Source organism: Domibacillus sp. (assembly GCF_031181085.1).
Taxonomy (GTDB): Bacteria; Bacillota; Bacilli; order Bacillales; family Domibacillaceae; genus Domibacillus.
Map to the genome: position 1 here is coordinate 211,010 of NZ_JAPSLE010000001.1, position 17,039 is coordinate 228,048.

19 protein-coding genes and 2 riboswitches are annotated in these 17,039 nt (G+C 45.7%); of the genes, 15 read left to right on the forward strand and 4 right to left on the reverse strand.

Going from position 1 to position 17,039, the window contains the following annotated elements:
• The first annotated feature begins 51 nt into the window (after positions 1–51).
• The 4 genes from RIN81_RS01225 to RIN81_RS01240 all read left to right on the forward strand — a co-directional run bounded on the left by RIN81_RS01225 (position 52) and on the right by RIN81_RS01240 (position 3,437).
• Positions 52–1,509: a nicotinate phosphoribosyltransferase gene (locus RIN81_RS01225; RefSeq protein ID WP_309086936.1), complete on the forward strand. Its 1,458-nt coding sequence runs from the start codon at positions 52–54 to the stop codon at positions 1,507–1,509.
• A 103-nt stretch (positions 1,510–1,612) separates the two neighbouring features.
• Positions 1,613–2,209 (forward strand): IMEF encapsulin system ferritin-like cargo protein, encoded by a 597-nt coding sequence (locus RIN81_RS01230; protein ID WP_309086937.1) that lies wholly within the window; start codon positions 1,613–1,615, stop codon positions 2,207–2,209.
• Between the two features lie 12 nt (positions 2,210–2,221).
• Positions 2,222–3,076 (forward strand): family 1 encapsulin nanocompartment shell protein, encoded by an 855-nt coding sequence (locus RIN81_RS01235; protein ID WP_309086938.1) that lies wholly within the window; start codon positions 2,222–2,224, stop codon positions 3,074–3,076.
• Entirely contained in the window at positions 3,069–3,437 is a 369-nt protein-coding gene (locus RIN81_RS01240; protein WP_309086939.1) for a 2Fe-2S iron-sulfur cluster-binding protein, read from the forward strand. The genes RIN81_RS01235 and RIN81_RS01240 overlap by 8 nt, the downstream gene beginning before the upstream one ends.
• A gap of 70 nt (positions 3,438–3,507) precedes the next feature.
• Here the strand turns inward: RIN81_RS01240 and RIN81_RS01245 are convergent, their stop codons facing one another.
• Positions 3,508–3,987 carry a hypothetical protein gene (locus RIN81_RS01245; RefSeq protein ID WP_242232227.1) on the reverse strand — a complete coding sequence of 160 codons (480 nt, stop codon included), beginning with the start codon at positions 3,985–3,987 and terminating at the stop codon, positions 3,508–3,510.
• 313 nt (positions 3,988–4,300) lie between these two features.
• Here RIN81_RS01245 and RIN81_RS01250 point away from each other — a divergent pair, with 313 nt between their 5' ends.
• The 3 genes from RIN81_RS01250 to RIN81_RS01260 are packed head-to-tail and all read left to right on the forward strand — an operon-like array spanning position 4,301 to position 6,551.
• Positions 4,301–5,119, forward strand: a complete 819-nt coding sequence (locus RIN81_RS01250; RefSeq protein WP_309086940.1) for a basic amino acid ABC transporter substrate-binding protein — start codon at positions 4,301–4,303, stop codon at positions 5,117–5,119.
• Between the two features lie 57 nt (positions 5,120–5,176).
• Positions 5,177–5,842, forward strand: coding sequence for an amino acid ABC transporter permease (locus RIN81_RS01255; protein ID WP_251270411.1), 666 nt, complete (start codon positions 5,177–5,179; stop codon positions 5,840–5,842).
• Positions 5,829–6,551 (forward strand): amino acid ABC transporter ATP-binding protein, encoded by a 723-nt coding sequence (locus RIN81_RS01260; protein WP_309086941.1) that lies wholly within the window; start codon positions 5,829–5,831, stop codon positions 6,549–6,551. Before RIN81_RS01255 ends, RIN81_RS01260 begins: the two co-directional genes overlap by 14 nt.
• Positions 6,552–6,583: 32 nt before the next feature.
• Here RIN81_RS01260 and RIN81_RS01265 read toward each other — a convergent pair whose 3' ends face one another.
• Complete coding sequence (locus tag RIN81_RS01265) at positions 6,584–8,287, reverse strand: AAA family ATPase (RefSeq protein WP_309087492.1); 1,704 nt, start codon at positions 8,285–8,287, stop codon at positions 6,584–6,586.
• A 152-nt stretch (positions 8,288–8,439) separates the two neighbouring features.
• Between RIN81_RS01265 and RIN81_RS01270 the strand changes: the two genes are divergently transcribed.
• The 7 genes from RIN81_RS01270 (at position 8,440) to RIN81_RS01300 (ending at position 13,473) form a co-directional block, all read left to right on the forward strand.
• Positions 8,440–8,877, forward strand: coding sequence for a peptidylprolyl isomerase (locus RIN81_RS01270; RefSeq protein WP_309086942.1), 438 nt, complete (start codon positions 8,440–8,442; stop codon positions 8,875–8,877).
• 111 nt (positions 8,878–8,988) lie between these two features.
• Positions 8,989–9,088, forward strand: a riboswitch (TPP riboswitch).
• A 56-nt stretch (positions 9,089–9,144) separates the two neighbouring features.
• Positions 9,145–9,642 carry an energy coupling factor transporter S component ThiW gene (gene thiW, locus RIN81_RS01275; protein ID WP_309086943.1) on the forward strand — a complete coding sequence of 166 codons (498 nt, stop codon included), beginning with the start codon at positions 9,145–9,147 and terminating at the stop codon, positions 9,640–9,642.
• The gene (gene thiM / locus RIN81_RS01280; protein WP_309086944.1) at positions 9,642–10,442 is read left to right on the forward strand and encodes a hydroxyethylthiazole kinase; all 801 of its coding nucleotides are present in this window, start codon (positions 9,642–9,644) and stop codon (positions 10,440–10,442) included. Before thiW ends, thiM begins: the two co-directional genes overlap by 1 nt.
• A gap of 1 nt (position 10,443) precedes the next feature.
• Positions 10,444–11,250, forward strand: coding sequence for a bifunctional hydroxymethylpyrimidine kinase/phosphomethylpyrimidine kinase (gene thiD, locus RIN81_RS01285; RefSeq protein ID WP_309086945.1), 807 nt, complete (start codon positions 10,444–10,446; stop codon positions 11,248–11,250).
• Complete coding sequence (gene thiE, locus RIN81_RS01290; RefSeq protein WP_309086946.1) at positions 11,247–11,876, forward strand: thiamine phosphate synthase; 630 nt, start codon at positions 11,247–11,249, stop codon at positions 11,874–11,876. The genes thiD and thiE overlap by 4 nt, the downstream gene beginning before the upstream one ends.
• Positions 11,877–11,948: 72 nt before the next feature.
• A complete protein-coding gene (locus tag RIN81_RS01295; protein ID WP_309086947.1) occupies positions 11,949–12,848 on the forward strand; it encodes a diacylglycerol/lipid kinase family protein in 900 nt (299 codons plus the stop codon).
• Between the two features lie 88 nt (positions 12,849–12,936).
• The gene (locus RIN81_RS01300; RefSeq protein ID WP_251270404.1) at positions 12,937–13,473 is read left to right on the forward strand and encodes a divergent PAP2 family protein; all 537 of its coding nucleotides are present in this window, start codon (positions 12,937–12,939) and stop codon (positions 13,471–13,473) included.
• A 29-nt stretch (positions 13,474–13,502) separates the two neighbouring features.
• On the opposite strand, the gene RIN81_RS01305 is transcribed toward RIN81_RS01300, so the two are convergent.
• Entirely contained in the window at positions 13,503–13,778 is a 276-nt protein-coding gene (locus RIN81_RS01305) for a hypothetical protein (protein ID WP_242232215.1), read from the reverse strand.
• Positions 13,779–14,297: 519 nt separating this feature from the next.
• Positions 14,298–15,557, reverse strand: a complete 1,260-nt coding sequence (locus RIN81_RS01310; protein WP_309086948.1) for an NAD(P)-dependent malic enzyme — start codon at positions 15,555–15,557, stop codon at positions 14,298–14,300.
• Between the two features lie 207 nt (positions 15,558–15,764).
• Positions 15,765–15,870, forward strand: a riboswitch (SAM riboswitch).
• Positions 15,871–15,935: 65 nt separating this feature from the next.
• Here RIN81_RS01310 and RIN81_RS01315 point away from each other — a divergent pair.
• Positions 15,936–17,036, forward strand: coding sequence for a methionine biosynthesis PLP-dependent protein (locus RIN81_RS01315; RefSeq protein WP_309086949.1), 1,101 nt, complete (start codon positions 15,936–15,938; stop codon positions 17,034–17,036).
• Positions 17,037–17,039: the final 3 nt, after the last annotated feature.

Sequence of the window (17,039 nt, forward strand, 5' to 3'; positions counted from 1 at the left end):
TGTAGGATAATAGGAATGAAATACGATGGAAAAGCAAAGGGAGTAAAAACAATGTCACGATATGAAGACGACAGCCTTGCCTTGCATACCGACCTTTATCAGATTAATATGGCCGAAACGTACTGGCATGATGGCATCCATACAAAAAAAGCCGTATTTGAATTATATTTTCGCAAGCTTCCATTCGGAAACGGATACGGTGTTTTTGCCGGATTAGAAAAGATTATTGATTACTTGGAGAATTTTCATTTTTCAGAGAGCGATATCGACTATTTACGTGATATCGGCTATAAGGAAGATTTTTTAGCTTATTTAAAAAATATGAGGTTTACAGGCACGTTAAAAAGCATGCAGGAAGGTGAGCTTGTCTTTGCAAACGAACCGATTCTGCGTATTGAAGCGCCGCTGGCGGAAGCTCAGATTGTCGAAACCGCCCTGCTTAATATTGTGAACTATCAAACATTGATCGCCACGAAAGCATCTCGGATTAAACAGGTGCTTGGCGACGAAACGGCAATGGAATTTGGCTCGCGCCGCGCGCACGAGATGGATGCAGCAGTATGGGGGACGCGTGCTGCTTATATTGGGGGTTTTGACGCAACAAGCAATGTCCGGGCAGGCAAGCTGTTTGGCATTCCTGTTTCCGGTACGCACGCCCATGCACTTGTGCAAACGTACAAAGATGAATACACAGCTTTTCGCAAATATGCAGAGCGGCATCGTGACTGTGTGTTTCTCGTAGATACCTATGACACGCTCAAGTCTGGTATGCCGGCAGCGATCCGGGCCGCAAAAGAGCTGGGAGACCAGAGTCGCTTTGTTGGTGTCCGCCTCGACAGCGGTGATATGGCTTATCTTTCCAAGGAAGCACGTAAAATGCTTGATGAAGCAGGATTTCCAAAAGCGCATATTGTGGCGTCCAATGACCTGGATGAATACACGATTATGAACTTAAAAGCAGAAGGTGCCAAAATTGATGTATGGGGTATCGGTACAAAGGTGATTACCGCGTATGACCAAGCTGCTCTTGGCGCCGTTTATAAATTGGTGTCAATTGAAGATGACAACGGAAGGATGACGGATACGATCAAGCTGTCAGCCAATCCAGAAAAAGTGACAACACCTGGATTAAAACGCGTGTACCGCATTATCAATAAGCTGAATGGCAAAGCGGAAGGGGATTATATTGCGATGGAACATGAAGATCCACAGCATGCCGAGCGGCTGAAAATGTTTCATCCCGTACACACCTTTGTCAGCAAATTTGTGACCAATTTTGAAGCGCGCGAACTGCATGAACCGATTTTCATCAACGGCACGCGTGTATATGAACTGCCCGATATCCATACGATTCGGAGCCGGACGGCGGATAATCTGTCGCTATTATGGAGCGAATACAAGCGGGCGCTTAATCCGGAAGAATATCCGGTCGATTTAAGCCAGACCTGTTGGGATAATAAAATGAAAAATATTGAAGCCGTTAAAGCGCAGCCGCAGGAGCAGCTGTAACGGTCCGAAAAAGCGCCAAAATCGGCGCTTTTTTTCATGTAATCTTTGCCCCTGTAAAAAGCAGCGATTATAATGGAAGAAGGTACACTAGGAGGTGCGTCTCGTGAAGGAAGAATTGAGTGAATTTTACGATATCTTTATCGGCACTAAAAAAGATATTGAAAGTTTTATGGCAATGCTCGATCCGGTTATTAACAATGCAAAAGATGACCACGAGCGGCTGTATTATCACCATATTTTTGAAGAAGAGGAACAGCGGCTTTCCAGGCTTGCCGAGTTGATCCCGCTGATTGAAACCTTTCAGGCCGGGCGGGGAGGCGATTTCACACCGTCCAACAATACGTTCAACCGGCTGCTGCAGGAATTGAATCTTGAAAAGTTCGGCCTGCATAACTTTGTGGAGCATCTTGATCTTGCTCTTTTTCAATTTAAAGATGCAGAGCGCCAGGCCAAGCTGTCCCAAATGCGTGAATCCAATTATAAAAGTTATCAGTTTGTAAAAGAAAAGCTTGCCGGCATTAACAAACGCTTTGACACAGGGTATGCAGACCCGCATGCGCATCATGACGAGCATGGCGATCATTTAAACCATCATGCACACAGCGATCATCATTCCCATGTGCATACATCGGCGGCGCTTCCGGAAAAACCGGCAGGACCAAAGCGGACATTTACAGTAGGGTCCCTTATTTCAAAGTAGGAGGAAGAGTTAATGAGCAAATTACACTTATATCCAGACGCACCATTATCAGAGGCTGACTTTAATCAGCTGGAGCAAATTATGATTGAAGCGGCCAGAGGGCAGTTAACAGGCCGGCGGTTCATTGAGTTATACGGCCCGCTTGGACGCGGCGTACAGAGCATTCACGCAGACATTTTTTCTGAAAAAAGCGCAGCTCATATGGATTTGCAGGGATTGTTTGACACGGAAGTGGAATCATCCAAGCGCGTCAATTATACCATTCCTATGTTATATAAGGATTTTGTTTTATACTGGCGTGACATTGAGCAGGCAAAAGCACTTGATATTCCGATCGACTTTTCCGCAGCAGCCAATGCAGCACGTGATGTGGCATTGCTCGAGGACGAAATGATTTTTCATGGCGCGGCCCAGTTTGACATACCTGGTTTAATGAATGTCAAAGGACGCCAGACACACTTAATCAGCAATTGGTACGAATCCGGAACCGCATTCCAGGACGTAGTGGAAGCACGCGGAAAGCTGATGGAGATGAACCATAACGGTCCGTATGCGCTTGTTCTGTCGCCAGAGCTGTATGCACTGCTGCACCGGGTACACCGTGATACAAACGTGCTCGAAATTGAGCATGTGCGTGAGCTTGTAACAGGCGGCGTTTTTCAATCGCCTGTTTTAAAAGGAAAAACAGGTGTGCTTGTGAATACAGGTCGTAATAATCTTGATTTGGCGGTATCGGAAGATTTCGAAACCGCTTATCTCGGCGAAGAAGGAATGAACCACCCATTCCGTGTATACGAAACGGCAGTGCTCCGGATCAAACGTCCATCTGCAATTTGTACATTCGCCGACCCAAGAGATGATGAATAGGGAGTGGACGGTCGGTTCGCTCATTCCAGGCAGGGAAACACGGCGTGTACCGCTGGAGCCGCCGGCCCGCCTGGCGGAAGAAAAACAGCCATCTCTCGATAAGCTGGCAGCAGCTGTTCATTGGAAGCAAAAAGAAGCCTCCTGCACTGTATCAGTCAAGCCGGGTGTTACACTGCTCGATGCGACGCTTGACCAAGGGTGCAGTATAGATTACAAATGCTGTAAAGGAACATGCGGCCGGTGTGCTGTGGACATTCTTTCAGGAGAAGCTTTTCTCTCACCTAAAAATGAAGCCGAACAAAAAAAGCTCGGTGCTTCTTTACGCAGGCTGGCCTGCCAGGCGGTAATGAGAGAGGCGTAAAAAACAGGGAAGCCGATTTGGCACCCTGTTTTTCACAAAAAAAAAGCCTTTTAACAAGGCCTGTTATATATTAAGCAAATTTTTTCGTATTGATGGCAACTACATTCGATTCAATTGCAAATGGCAAATGAACATGCCGCTTTTCTAGTTCGTCTATACTGACGTCCCGTACAAGCTTTAATGCTTCCTTTTTAAAGGAATGAGTGACAAATCCTTCATTTACTTCACACAGCTTACGCAAGTAGCGAAGGGTTTCTTCTGTCATTAGTTCTCGAACGGCTGCATTTTGAAGCTGGCAGATCAATTTATGGCGAAGTCCCCGCATGACGCCGATTTGATCAACGTGTGCTGTAACGTTTTCGCCGCTATCTGCCACAAAGCTGAACGAAATGTATTTTCCCTGAGACAAATCAACATTTGTAAAAACCGGATTGGTATATGTTTCACCGGATGAAAGTGTAATCGACTCGGCTTCCGCAGCACCACCTAGCTTTCGGCTATTGGCGATAACCATATGGATGTCTTTGAGTCCGTGAAGCATTCCATTCATGCAGTCTCCCTCTTTCCATCGTCGTTCTTCTTTCATCTTAAAGGGAATGATAATCATTGTCAATAAGAAGTTAAGGAAGCATGAACTGCGTATTTTTGTACAGAATAAAAGAGCATTCCGCTTTACTTAATACTATTCAGAAAATTCGTTCTTTATGCAAAATCTATTCAGTATTCTGTAATAAAATGCAAAAAAAGCGCATTTTCGATGAATATTCATGTATAAAAATAAATAAATGCATAAAAAGTGATTGAGTTTTTAAAGTGAAAAGAGTATTATCGTACTATATAAAAAAATCAAAGGGGATTTTTAGATGACCTATTCATTTAAAAAAGCAGCAGCCGCTATCATGGCCAGCACTGCTTTGCTGTTAGCAGCGTGCGGCGGCGGAGAAGAAGAAAAGGGCGGCAGTCCTTCTGAAGAGAAAAAGGTACTTAATGTTGGAACGGAAGCTACATTCGCTCCGTTTGAATTTATGGATAAAGGTGAAGTATCCGGCTTTGACGTAGATCTTTTAAATGCCGCAGCAGACGAAGCTGGCTATGACGTCAACATTCAAAATACAGGATGGGATTCCATGCTTGCCGGTCTTCAAAGCGGACAGCTTGATATCGGCATGTCGGGCATTACTATTACCGATGAACGTAAAGAAACATATGATTTCTCGGTTCCATATTTTGAATCCGTAACGATGATCGTCTACAAAGAAGGAACAGATATTAAAGCAGCGGAAGATTTAAAAGGCAAGAAAATTGGTGTTCAAAATGGAACAACTGGACAATTTGCAGCTGAAAGCATCGTGGGTGTAAACAACAATGCTATTTCAAAATATGAAACAGCCGCTCTGATGTTCCAAGCTCTTCAAAGTGGAGACGTTGAAGCTGTAGTAACAGATATTGCAGTAGCACTTGAATATGAAAAATCAAATCCGAATGCCGGTGTTAAAACAGTCACAGATGATCAGTTTGCAGCTGAATACTACGGTATTGCTTTCCCGAAAGGAAGCGAGTATAAGGACGATTTTGACAAAGCATTAAATACGCTTTACGAAAACGGTAAATACGCTGAAATTTACGAAAAATGGTTTGATGAAGCGCCGGATATGGAAACCTTAAAAAAAGCAGCGCAATAAAAAAATGGCTGTCCATTTCTTAACGGGCAGCCATTTTCTATGAAAGGAGAGAAAAAAATGGATTTTCGTTTTGATATTATCACAGATTATATGCCGTTTTTTCTGCAGGGCTTAAAAGTCACGCTCGGTGTTTCCCTTGCCGGTGTGCTGGCCGGGCTTGTACTCGGGCTTTTTATCGCACTCGGAAAAATGTCAACTAATAGATGGATTCGTCTTCCCTTTAATATTTATATTAATATTTTCCGGGGAACACCGCTCCTTGTTCAGCTATTAATTATTCATTTTGGGATAGTACCGTTGTTTATGTCGCCTTCTAACCCCGTTGTATCTCTTGTGATTGGATTGTCTCTGAATGCGGCAGCATATATTGCGGAAATTTTCCGGGCAGGTATTCAATCTATTGATAAAGGGCAGATGGAAGCTGCGCGCTCTCTTGGGATGACGCGTGTACAGGCGATGAAACTCGTTATTTTGCCGCAGGCGTTCAAGCGTGTAATTCCGCCGCTCGGCAATGAATTTATCGTGTTGCTAAAAGAATCTTCACTTGGTTCAGTGCTGGCTGCGCCTGAACTGATGTATTGGGGCCGTGCTGCGGCAGGCCAGTATATTCGTGTATGGGAGCCGTACCTGACCGTTGCACTTATTTATCTTGTACTGACACTGTCACTTACCTACTTGATGAATTATGTTGAAAGGAGATTAAGCACTGATGATAAGCGTTAAAAACTTAAAAAAATCTTTTGGCGACAATGAAGTGCTGAAAGACATTTCCCTTGATGTATCACCGCAGGAAGTGGTAGTGGTTATTGGTCCATCCGGATCAGGAAAATCAACGTTTATCCGCTGCTTAAACATGCTGGAAACAACTGATGGCGGGCACGTAATCATTGATGGAAAAGATTTAACCGATAAGAAAACAAATATTAACGAGGTTCGAACAGACGTAGGAATGGTGTTTCAGCACTTTAACTTATTCCCTCACAAAACGATTCTTGAAAATGTTACACTCGCCCCTATCAATGTGCGGGGTGTAAAAAAAGCAGAAGCAGAAGAAAAAGCGCGGGTGCTGCTGGCCAAAGTAGGTCTTGCCGAAAAAGCCTCTGCTTATCCGGATTCACTTTCCGGGGGACAAAAGCAGCGTGTGGCGATTGCGCGTGCACTTGCGATGGAGCCGAAGGTCATGCTGTTTGATGAACCAACATCAGCTCTTGACCCTGAAATGGTCGGGGAAGTGCTGGAAGTCATGAAGCAGCTGGCTAAGGATGGGATGACCATGATTGTCGTAACGCATGAAATGGGCTTTGCCCGCGAAGTGGGCGACCGGGTTATTTTTATGGATAATGGCTATGTAGTGGAACAAAACGAACCGAAAGCACTATTTGATGCTCCTCAGCACGAACGGACGAAAGCCTTTTTAAGCAAGGTACTATAACAAAAAAGCCTCCTTTTAAAAGGAGGCTTTTTTTAGTGCTGGTAAATAAGCATTTCGATTTCTGTGCCTTCAAGCGTTTCTTTGGTCATTAAATCTTCTACGAGCCGTTCGAACGCCTCTCGGTTTTCCTCAATTAATGTTTGGGACCGTTCGAGTGCGACTTCAAACAGCTCATTCATTTTTGTTTCCTTGTCTGCTTGTCGGAATGTCAGGGAAAAACGATCCTGGAAAATACCGGTATCTACCATGCGTTCTAAGATCTGTTTTGCCTGCTGAACATCACCGCTTACGCCAATTGAATGCTCGCCAAGGTAAAGGCGCTCTGCTACCCCGCCTGAAAGAATCATAGCCACCTGGTCAATCAATTCGCTGGCCGTTGATAAATGAAGCTCTTTCGGCACAGGAGCAACATAACCAAGCGCTTGTCCACGCGGAATAATCGTAGCCTTGCGGACAGAGCCGGGCTTCGTGAGAGCAGCTACCAGGGCATGGCCGGCTTCATGAATCGCGACACGCCGCTTTGTAGCAGGGTCTGCGAGCGGCCGTGTTGTTGTGCCCAGAATGGTTCGGTCGAGCGCATAGTCAAAATCTTCTTTTCCAATCGTATCACGCCCGCTTCGAATGGCATTGCGGCTTGCCGTTTCAAACAGCGCCGACAACTCAGCTCCGGAAAATCCGACGGTAGACTCTGCCAAATCCTGAAGCATGGCGGCGGCGTTGTCGGTTAATTTTCTTCCTTTGGCGTGAATATCAATAATTTCTTTCCGTCCTTTTGCATCCGGCAAAGTCACATGGAACGAGAAATCAATACGGCCGGGGCGGAGGAAAGCTTCATCAAGCATGTCGCGCCGGTTTGTCGCAGCGATAAACAGAATGCCATCATTGTCAAGGCCGCCGTCAAGCTGAACAAGCAGCTCGGTCAATGTTTTTTCGCCTTCCTCGCCGCCGTGTGCTTTCCGGCGCCCGGCTAATGCGTCAACTTCATCAATAAAAATAACAGCTGGTTTTTGTTTGCGTGCTTCTGTAAACAAGCTGCGCACACGCGATGCACCAACACCGACGAACAGCTCTGTAAAAGCGGAACCGCTTGATGAAAAGAAAGAAGCGCCAATTTCACGGGCAATAGCCTGAGCGAGCAGCGTTTTTCCTGTTCCCGGCGGGCCGTATAGCAGAATACCGCGCGGCGGTTCAAGACCCAGGCGGGTAGATAAATCTCTTTCTTTTAAAATCGACAGCGTCTGCAGAATATCTTCCTTCATCTCATCCGCAAGACCGCCGACATCATCAAGCGTAATATCCGGAAGGGGACGGGCCTGTGAAAGGCTGTTTTTCATCGAGTGAGCCACACCCATGCCGCCGCCTTTTTTTCGGTAAATGTAAAACCCAATGGCTGATGCTGTTAACAAAACAAGTACAATAATCCAGCTTTCATATGGATTGGCTTTTACATATTCATAGCGAATATTGTATGTTTTATTTAATTGGTCAACCGCATCGCTTCCCGGAGAAATATAAGAAGTAAACTCGCCGTTTTGTGTGGAAATATGCAGCTTGCCGTCAGGATGCTCCTCTAGCTCAACTATTTTTCCGTTTTCTTTTTGAATAATAGATTCAACCGATGAAAACGGAACGACAGTCGCTTGATTCGTATCCCGTACATATAGAAATACAACGGCTGCTATGAGCAGCGAAAAAGCAATCGCTGCTTTCCACCACAGTCCGGGACGTGTTAACATTGACATCACACTCCCTTTTTAGTCTCTCTCTATTATAAGAGAAAACGAGAATCGATGAAAGCGGAAAACATTTCTGCTCCAAAACACTCTTGTTTTAAAATCGAATGGTGCGTGGTATGATAAGAAAGATTAAATTTAAAGGAGCGATTACTTTGGCGAAAAAAGGCTATATTCAGATGAAAGACGGAGAAAAAATCGAATTCGACTTGTTTCCGGAAGCAGCACCAGGTACAGTAGAAAACTTCGAGAAACTAGCGAATGAAGGATTTTATAACGGTGTTGTATTCCACCGTGTTATTCCGGGATTTGTAAGCCAAGGCGGCGATCCGACTGGAACAGGAATGGGCGGTCCGGGTTACACAATCAAATGCGAAACAGAAGGAAACCCGCATACACATCAGGAAGGATCTCTGTCTATGGCACATGCAGGAAGAGACACAGGCGGCAGCCAGTTCTTTATCGTTCATGAGCCACAGCCTCATTTGAATGGCGTTCATACTGTTTTTGGCCAGGTAACATCGGGCATCGAAGCTGTAAAGTCTATGAAAAATGGCGATGTAATGGAGAAAGTAGAAGTATTCGACGTGTAATGATACACTAAAGCCGGCTTTTGCCGGTTTTTTTATGGGAAAAACAAGTATTTCGGATGTGCAGTTGACGAGGTTCATACAACTGTGTAAAAATAAAACACATCATACATAAAAGCCTACTGGGGGTGCCTTCAGGCTGAGAGAGGAATGTCCTTAACCCCAATAACCTGATCCGGATCATGCCGGCGTAGGGAAGTAGCAATCACTGACGAAAAAACGGTTCAGCGTATTGCTGAGCCGTTTTTTGTATGAAGGAGGAAAAATCAGTTGTTTACCCCTAAAAAAATGGCAGTAATGTCTCTCCTGGCCGCAATTGGCGTACTCGGCGCCACTTTTATCTGGTTTCCCGCAGGAGCGGCGAAAGCCTTTCCCGTCCAGCATGCCATCAATGTGCTGGCGGCCATTTTGCTCGGTCCCGGCCCGGCAGTCATCATCGCTTTTTTGATTGCAGCTGTACGCAACCTATTAGGGCTTGGAACGATTCTCGCTTTTCCAGGCAGTATGATTGGTGCCGCTTTGGCCGGGTATGCTTATCAAAAATGGAAGAAGCCTTCTCTTGCCGCAGTGGGAGAAATAGCAGGAACCGGTGTGGTCGCTTCGCTTGTATCTGTACCGATCGCCAACTTATTTCTCGGTATGAAAGCAGCCGCATTTGCCTTTATGCCGGCATTTCTTATCAGCAGCGTGACAGGGGCCGTGCTTGGCCTTCTCCTAGCCGTCCGCTTGAAAAAAACAAGAATGTTTCAACGAAAGGATCAATTCTAATGAATAATCACGATGCAGCTCAGCTGCTCCAAAGAGTAAGAGCGGAAAAGCCGCTTATTCACAATTTAACCAACACTGTTGTGACAAACTTTACGGCAAACGGCCTGCTTGCACTGGGTGCTTCCCCGGTTATGGCTGATGCCGTGGAAGAAGCAGCAGATATGGCCCGGATTGCATCTGCGGTTGTTCTTAATATCGGTACACTTTCAGCTTCTAAGGTAGAAGCCATGGTTTCAGCAGGGAAAGCAGCGAATGAAAAAGGGATTCCTGTTTTGTTTGATCCCGTTGGGGCAGGAGCCACTCCATTTCGCACAGAAAGCGCCAAGCGCATTTTATCAGAGGTAAAAGTGGATGTACTGCGTGGGAATGCAGGAGAAGTTGCCGTGCTGTGCGGACGGTCCATTGAAGTAAAAGGAGTAGACGGCGGCGGAAATGAAGATGTGCGCAGACTGGCAATGGAGGCAGCCGAGCTGCTCAACCTTACTTGTGTAATTACCGGAAAGGAAGACAATGTGTTTGGGGAAGAAGCATATGCCATTCAAAACGGCCATCCTATTTTAACGCGCGTTACAGGGACAGGCTGTCTTCTTGGGGCTGTAATTGCTTCTTTCTGCGCGGTTGAAAAAAACTACGCAAAAGCAGCCGCAGCAGCGCTGTCCTTTTATGGCGTGGCTGCGGAACGTGCTGCCGCTGCGGCGGGTGCAGACGGACCGGGTACATTCGCTGCCGGGTTTATCAATCAACTTTATCAAACAAGCAGCCAGGACATAATTGAAAATGGAAAAGTAGAGGTGCTTTAATATGACAGTAGCCAAAGCATTAACAATTGCAGGATCTGACAGCGGAGGCGGCGCTGGCATTCAAGCGGATTTAAAAACATTTCAAGAATTGGGTGTGTACGGCACGTCCGCTTTAACGGCCGTTACAGCACAAAACACACTCGGTGTACACGGTGTGTACCCGATCGAAGCTGAAGCCGTAGAAAAACAAATTGAAGCGGTACTGTCAGACATCGGAGTAAATGCCGTGAAAACAGGGATGCTGTTTTCAGCTGGCATTATTGAAGCCGCTGCCTGGACACTCCGGAAATACGAATGTCAAAATCTTGTTATTGACCCTGTGATGATTGCCAAAGGCGGTGCTTCATTGCTGCAGAAGGAAGCATCTGAAGCATTGAAAAAGGTTTTGCTTCCGCTTGCGCTTGTTGTGACCCCTAATATTCCTGAAGCAGAAGTGCTGACAGGAATGACCATTCGTTCAGAAGCCGATAAAAAAGAAGCGGCGAAGCGGATTGCTTCTTACGGGGTGAAAAACGTCTTGGTTAAAGGCGGTCATGAGGAAGGAGATCAAACATCCGACCTTTTATATGACGGGGAGGCGTTCCACACGTTTACCGGCCGGCGGATTGATACAAAAGACACTCACGGGACCGGCTGTACTTTTTCAGCGGCTATGACGGCGGAAATCGCAAAGGGTTCATCTGTCCACTCAGCGGCTCAAACGGCTAAATCTTTTATTCAGGCGGCGATTGAAGACGGCCTTCATATCGGAGAAGGCCATGGGCCGACTAATCATTGGGCACATCGCCAGCGGGGAGGACAGCTATGAGAAACGAACAGCTGGCTGTATATTTTATTGCCGGTACGCCGAACTGTCCGCGGCCGATTGAAACCATCCTGCAGGAAGCCATTGCCGGCGGCATTACGATGTTTCAGTTCCGGGAAAAAGGAAAGAATGCGCTCACGGGAGCTGCCAAAAAACAAACCGCTCAGCGCCTTCAGACGATCTGCCGGGAAGCAGGCATCCCGTTTATTGTCAATGATGATATTGAGCTTGCTATCGACATTGGTGCAGACGGTGTTCATATTGGCCAGGAAGATGAAGCGGCATCCATCGTACGTGAGAAGTTAAAAGGCGGTATTGTCGGAGTATCCGTTCATACGATGGAAGAATTTGAACAAGCGATAAAAGATGGAGCTGATTATGTCGGGACTGGTCCAGTATATGCCACCGCAACGAAAAAGGATACCCGCCCGGTGGCAGGCACGGGCTTAATCCGCCGTATGAAAGAGCGTTATCCCCAGTTTCCAGTAGTCGGTATTGGCGGCATTACGCTTGAAAATGCGGAAGAGGTCATCAGGGCCGGAGCCGACGGAGTATCTGTGATTACGGCTATCAGCCTGGCTGAAAATCCTGCTTCCGCTGCAGCACTTTTAAAAAACAACTCCTTATAAAAAAGAAAAGCAGCAGGCCTTTTTTCGTGCTATGATAAGAAAAACGTATTTAGAACGAGGCCGGGTGAAGCAATGTACCTATTTATTATCAACCCGTCTTCCGGAAACGGACAGGCGGTTTTTTTGTGGAAAAAAGTTGAGGGTATTGTAAAAAAGAAACAGATTCCTTATGAAGCGCTTGTGGGAGGTTCGGACGTAGCAGCCCGTGAGTTTATTTGGAAGCGGATGAAAGAAAAAAAGATAAAAGCTGTGTCGGTGATCGGCGGCGACGGAACCTTTCACGCGGTTATACAAGACCTTGTTTACACGGATACAGCGGCCGCTTTTCTCCCGGCCGGGTCGGGGAATGATCTCGCCCGTATGTTTGGCCTGACGAAAAATCCGCATGCCTTTGTAGAAGGCATGCTGTCAAAAACTCCGCAGCGGATCGATGTATTGAAAGTCAACAACAGCTTTGGGCTGACGGTTTCCGGTATTGGCCTGGATGCTCATATTGCCGGACAGGCATCCCGGGCTTTTTATAAAAAAACGCTTCATAAACTTGGGGCAGGCGGCCTATCTTATAAGCTGAGCGCCCTTTCATCCATTATTCGCTACAAGCCATTTAAAAGCATTGTTACGATTGATCAGGATCAATACATATCAGACCGCACCTGGATGATCGCAAGCGGCAATACGTCTTTGTATGGGGGAGGGCTTGTCATTTGCCCGTATGCCCATCCTATTGATGGAGTAGCCGACGTTACACTTGTACATACTGTGTCGAGAAGACGGCTGCTTTTTCGGCTGTTTCCGCTTCTTATGAAAGGGGACCCGGTACTACGTCCAGGGGTTACCTATAAAAAAGGCAAAAGCATCATGGTTCAAACGAGCCGGCCGGTGCCGATAATGGTTGATGGTGAAGTAATTGGCGCAACGCCTGCTGCCATTTCTATTCAAGAGAAAGCCCTTTATCTCATTATCACTACGTAACAAAATGAAACTTGTTTGCATATTAGAGCCAGGTTTTGGGTATGAAAAAAGGAGAAGATATGTGCACAAGCGAAGTGGAGGCGTAGGAATGGAAAAAATGAACCGCGGTATTTTAACAGCACTGTCAGCGATCGGTATTGCGCAAGGGCTGAAAATCTTCACTCATAAAAAAGTGAGTGGCAATTGGGATGTAAAGCAGGCTTTTACAACAGGCGGTATGCCAAGCTCTCACTCGGCCGGCGTGTCGGCACTGGCTTCTTATGTGGCTGCAAATAAAGGATGGCGCCATACGGAAACAGCATTAGCGACTGTTTTTGGTGTCATTGTAATGTATGATGCTCAAGGCATCCGCCGTCATACGGGGGAAATTGCCCAGCTGGTCAATGATCTTGAAGACAATCTCGCTAAATTTTCCGGTGAATTTCCGAGTTTTCAATACGTGCAGCGCGAAAAAGAATTAAAGGAATTGCTCGGCCACCAGCCGGTCGAAGTAGGGGCAGGTGCCCTGCTAGGCATTCTCCTTGGCATTGTCTCTGCAAAAATTGAAGACGGACTGCGAAAATCAGAACAAAAAAAACAAATTTACAATCGGCGTGAAATCAATCGGCGTAAACATCAATGGTAACGAAAAAAGCACCCGTCGCGGGTGCTTTTTTATTTGATTACTTGGAAAACAACATGACGGTTCATAACCGGTTTCAGCTTGAAAAGCACATGATGGATGATTTCCTTTTTCATCACAGCTGAAACGGCCGGTGAGAGGGTTAATGATTGAATAAAGCGTAATGCGTGGCATTCGATATAGTGGGTAATTTGCTCTTTATAAAATAAATCGCGCTTAACGATTTTCTCCTTTATTTCGTTTGTAAGCTGTATCGCAAATTGCGTAACAGAATACTCAACTCCTCCGTAAAATTCAGCTACTGTCATAGCTCATTCCACTCCTTCCTCCATTCCGTTTGTCAATACTTCTATTTATATCTTAACATAAAATTTACAATAAATTAATAATTAAATGATATTTATTTACATTACCTTAATTTATATGCCATAAACAGCCTTATATGAAAAAAAAAACCTAAACAGATGGTTTTTTTTCAGTGTGTAGATAAAGTCTTTCACTTTTAAAAAAGAGCCGATAAGTGAAGCCTGCCGGACCTCGCGAATCCTAAGGCAGTGCGGGAGACTCCTCGGCTGCGCCTGCGGAGTCTCCCGATTCACTGTACTTCCCGCAGGAGTCTTCGTCCAACAGGCTTCACTAAGTGGTGTTGATGATCCATAAGCCGGAACTGAATAAAAATTCTCTCTTTATTTAAACAGAAAGATACGACCTTATGAGCTCTGTACAATCTTGCCGCCGATCCACCCCATTCATGTGCACGGATCGTTCATATAATTTGTCAGCGGCCTGAAAAAAACCTAAATAGAAGGGTTTTTTTGTATAACGATTTAAGAAAGAGAGATCGCTGCCGGCTTTACTTGAAGGGAAGAAAGCTGGTACGTCTTATGGCGGATTGCTTCAACGGAAACATGTTTTCGCGCAACGCCAGTGTCCATCGCTGCCTGCGCGACAGCAGCAGCGACTTCCGGTGCTACACGCGGATCAAATGCAGATGGAATAATATATTCCTCAGAGCGTTCTTGATCGCCTACAAGAGAGGCAATGGCAAAAGCAGCAGCCATTTTCATTTCCTCATTAATATCTGAAGCCCGTGTATCAAGCGCCCCTCGGAAAATGCCCGGAAAAGCTAAAACATTGTTGACTTGATTTGGAAAGTCGGAGCGGCCTGTGCCGATTACGCGTACACCGGCTGCTTTGGCATCTGCCGGCAGAATTTCCGGTGTTGGGTTGGCCATTGCAAAAACAATCGCATCCTGCTTCATCGTCTGGATCATAGCTGGTGTCAGCGCTCCGGCAGCAGAGACGCCGATAAACACATCGCTATTCTTTACAGCTTCCTCAAGCGGTCCGCTCACTTTATCCGGGTTGGTAAACGAAGCAATTTCTTCTTTAATCGGATTCATCCCAGCGGTCCGTCCCTCGTAAATCGCTCCTTTCGTATCACACATAATAATATTTTTTACGTTAAATGCCTGAAGCAGTTTAGCGATGGCTATACCAGCTGAACCAGCACCATTAATGACAATTTTGATATTAGAAAAGGACTTGTCCACCATCTTTAACGCATTAATTAAACCGGCAGCTGTAACGATCGCTGTACCGTGCTGGTCGTCATGAAAAACAGGAATATCCATTTCCTTTCTGAGATGCTCCTCAATCAAAAAGCAGTTGGGCGCTTTGATATCTTCTAAATTAATGCCTCCAAAGGATGAAGCAGTAAGTTTTACAGTTCGGATAATGTCTTCTGGGTCACTGCTATTAATGCAAAGCGGAAAAGCATCCACACCGCCAAAATTTTTAAATAAAATAGCTTTTCCCTCCATTACGGGAAGGGAAGCATGTGCGCCGATATCTCCCAATCCGAGAACAGCTGAACCGTCTGATACAACTGCCACTGTGTTGGCTTTCATCGTATACTCATACAGATTTTCTGGGTTTTCGTGAATCTCAAGGCAGGGTTCAGCCACGCCAGGCGAATAAACAAGGCTTAAATCGTTTAAGTCTGTAACCCCCATTTTCGCTGCTGTTTCCAGCTTTCCTTGATAGTGACGATGAAGATCAAGTGCATCCTGACGTAAATCTTTCAATGCGATTCCCCTTTTCTGTTCAGTTTTCTAATTTTCATAGCAACGCAAACCGGAAACTGATTCGAATTTTCTGAAAATTTATTTTTGTATTGTATCGCTTTTCAGAAGGGTTGTAAATAGAATCGGGCAAAAAATGTCCCGATAAATAAAAGGGTTGTGTTCTTTTCTTTTTTACTGTACATTTAGAAAATAAGATCAATTAAACAAACCTTATCAAGAGAAGCGGAGGGACTGGCCCGACGATGCTTCAGCAACCGGCCGTATCGGCAAAGGTGCTAAATCCAGCGGACTGACACCGTCCGGGAGATGAGAAGAAGTGTAAAAACAAGCCTTCTTCCATGGAGGCTTGTTTTTTTTATATTAAAAGGAGCGATAGAAATGACAAATATTGAAACAAAGCTTGCCCAACTCGGTAACCGTACAAACAATCCAACTGGAACAGTTAATCCGCCTGTTTATTTTTCAACAGCTTATCGCCACGAGGGAATTGGCATGTCAACAGGCTATGATTACGTGCGGACAGGAAACCCAACCCGCGAAGTCGTCGAAAAAGCGATCGCTGATCTTGAAGGAGCAGATGCAGGATTTGCTTTTTCTTCCGGCATGGCCGCTATCCATACTTTAATGTCTTTGTTTGAGCCGGGCGATCATTTCTTAGTATCAGCTGACTTGTACGGCGGCACGTACCGCTTATTTGAAAAAGCCTGGAAAAAGTTTGGCCTCGACTTTACATATGACAGCTTTGAGTCATTGAGTGAAACAAAAAAATTGGTAACCGAGAAAACAAAAGCGATCTTTTTGGAAACGCCGACCAACCCGCTTATGAACGAAATCAGCATCAAAGCCGTTTCTGATTTTGCAAAAGAACACGGTCTGCTGCTGATTGTGGATAATACATTTTATACTCCAGTGCTGCAGCGCCCTATTGAGCAGGGTGCCGATATTGTTCTTCACAGCGCCACGAAATATCTTGGCGGGCACAATGACCTGCTGGCCGGCTTAATTGCTGTAAAAGGTGAAGAACTGGCGGCTCGTGTTTTTGACTTTCAAAATGCAATCGGTGCCGTGCTCGCGCCATTTGATTCCTGGCTGCTTGTCCGCGGTATGAAAACGCTCAGCCTGCGTATGAAGCAGCATACAGAGAACGGTCAAAAAATTGCGTCATTTTTAAAAGAGCATGATGATATTACAGACGTTCTATATCCGGGACAGGGCGGTATGCTGTCATTCCGCTTACGGTCAGAAGAGTGGGTAAATGCATTCCTGCAAAACTTGCAGATTATTTCCTTTGCGGAAAGCCTGGGCGGCGTAGAGAGTCTTATGACATATCCAGCCACGCAAACCCACATGGATATACCGGAAGAAATCCGTGTTGCAAACGGCGTCTGTAACCGGCTTTTACGTTTTTCAATCGGGATCGAACATGCGGAGGATTTAATTGCAGATCTCGAGCAGGCATTTCAAAAAATGAAGGGATGAACA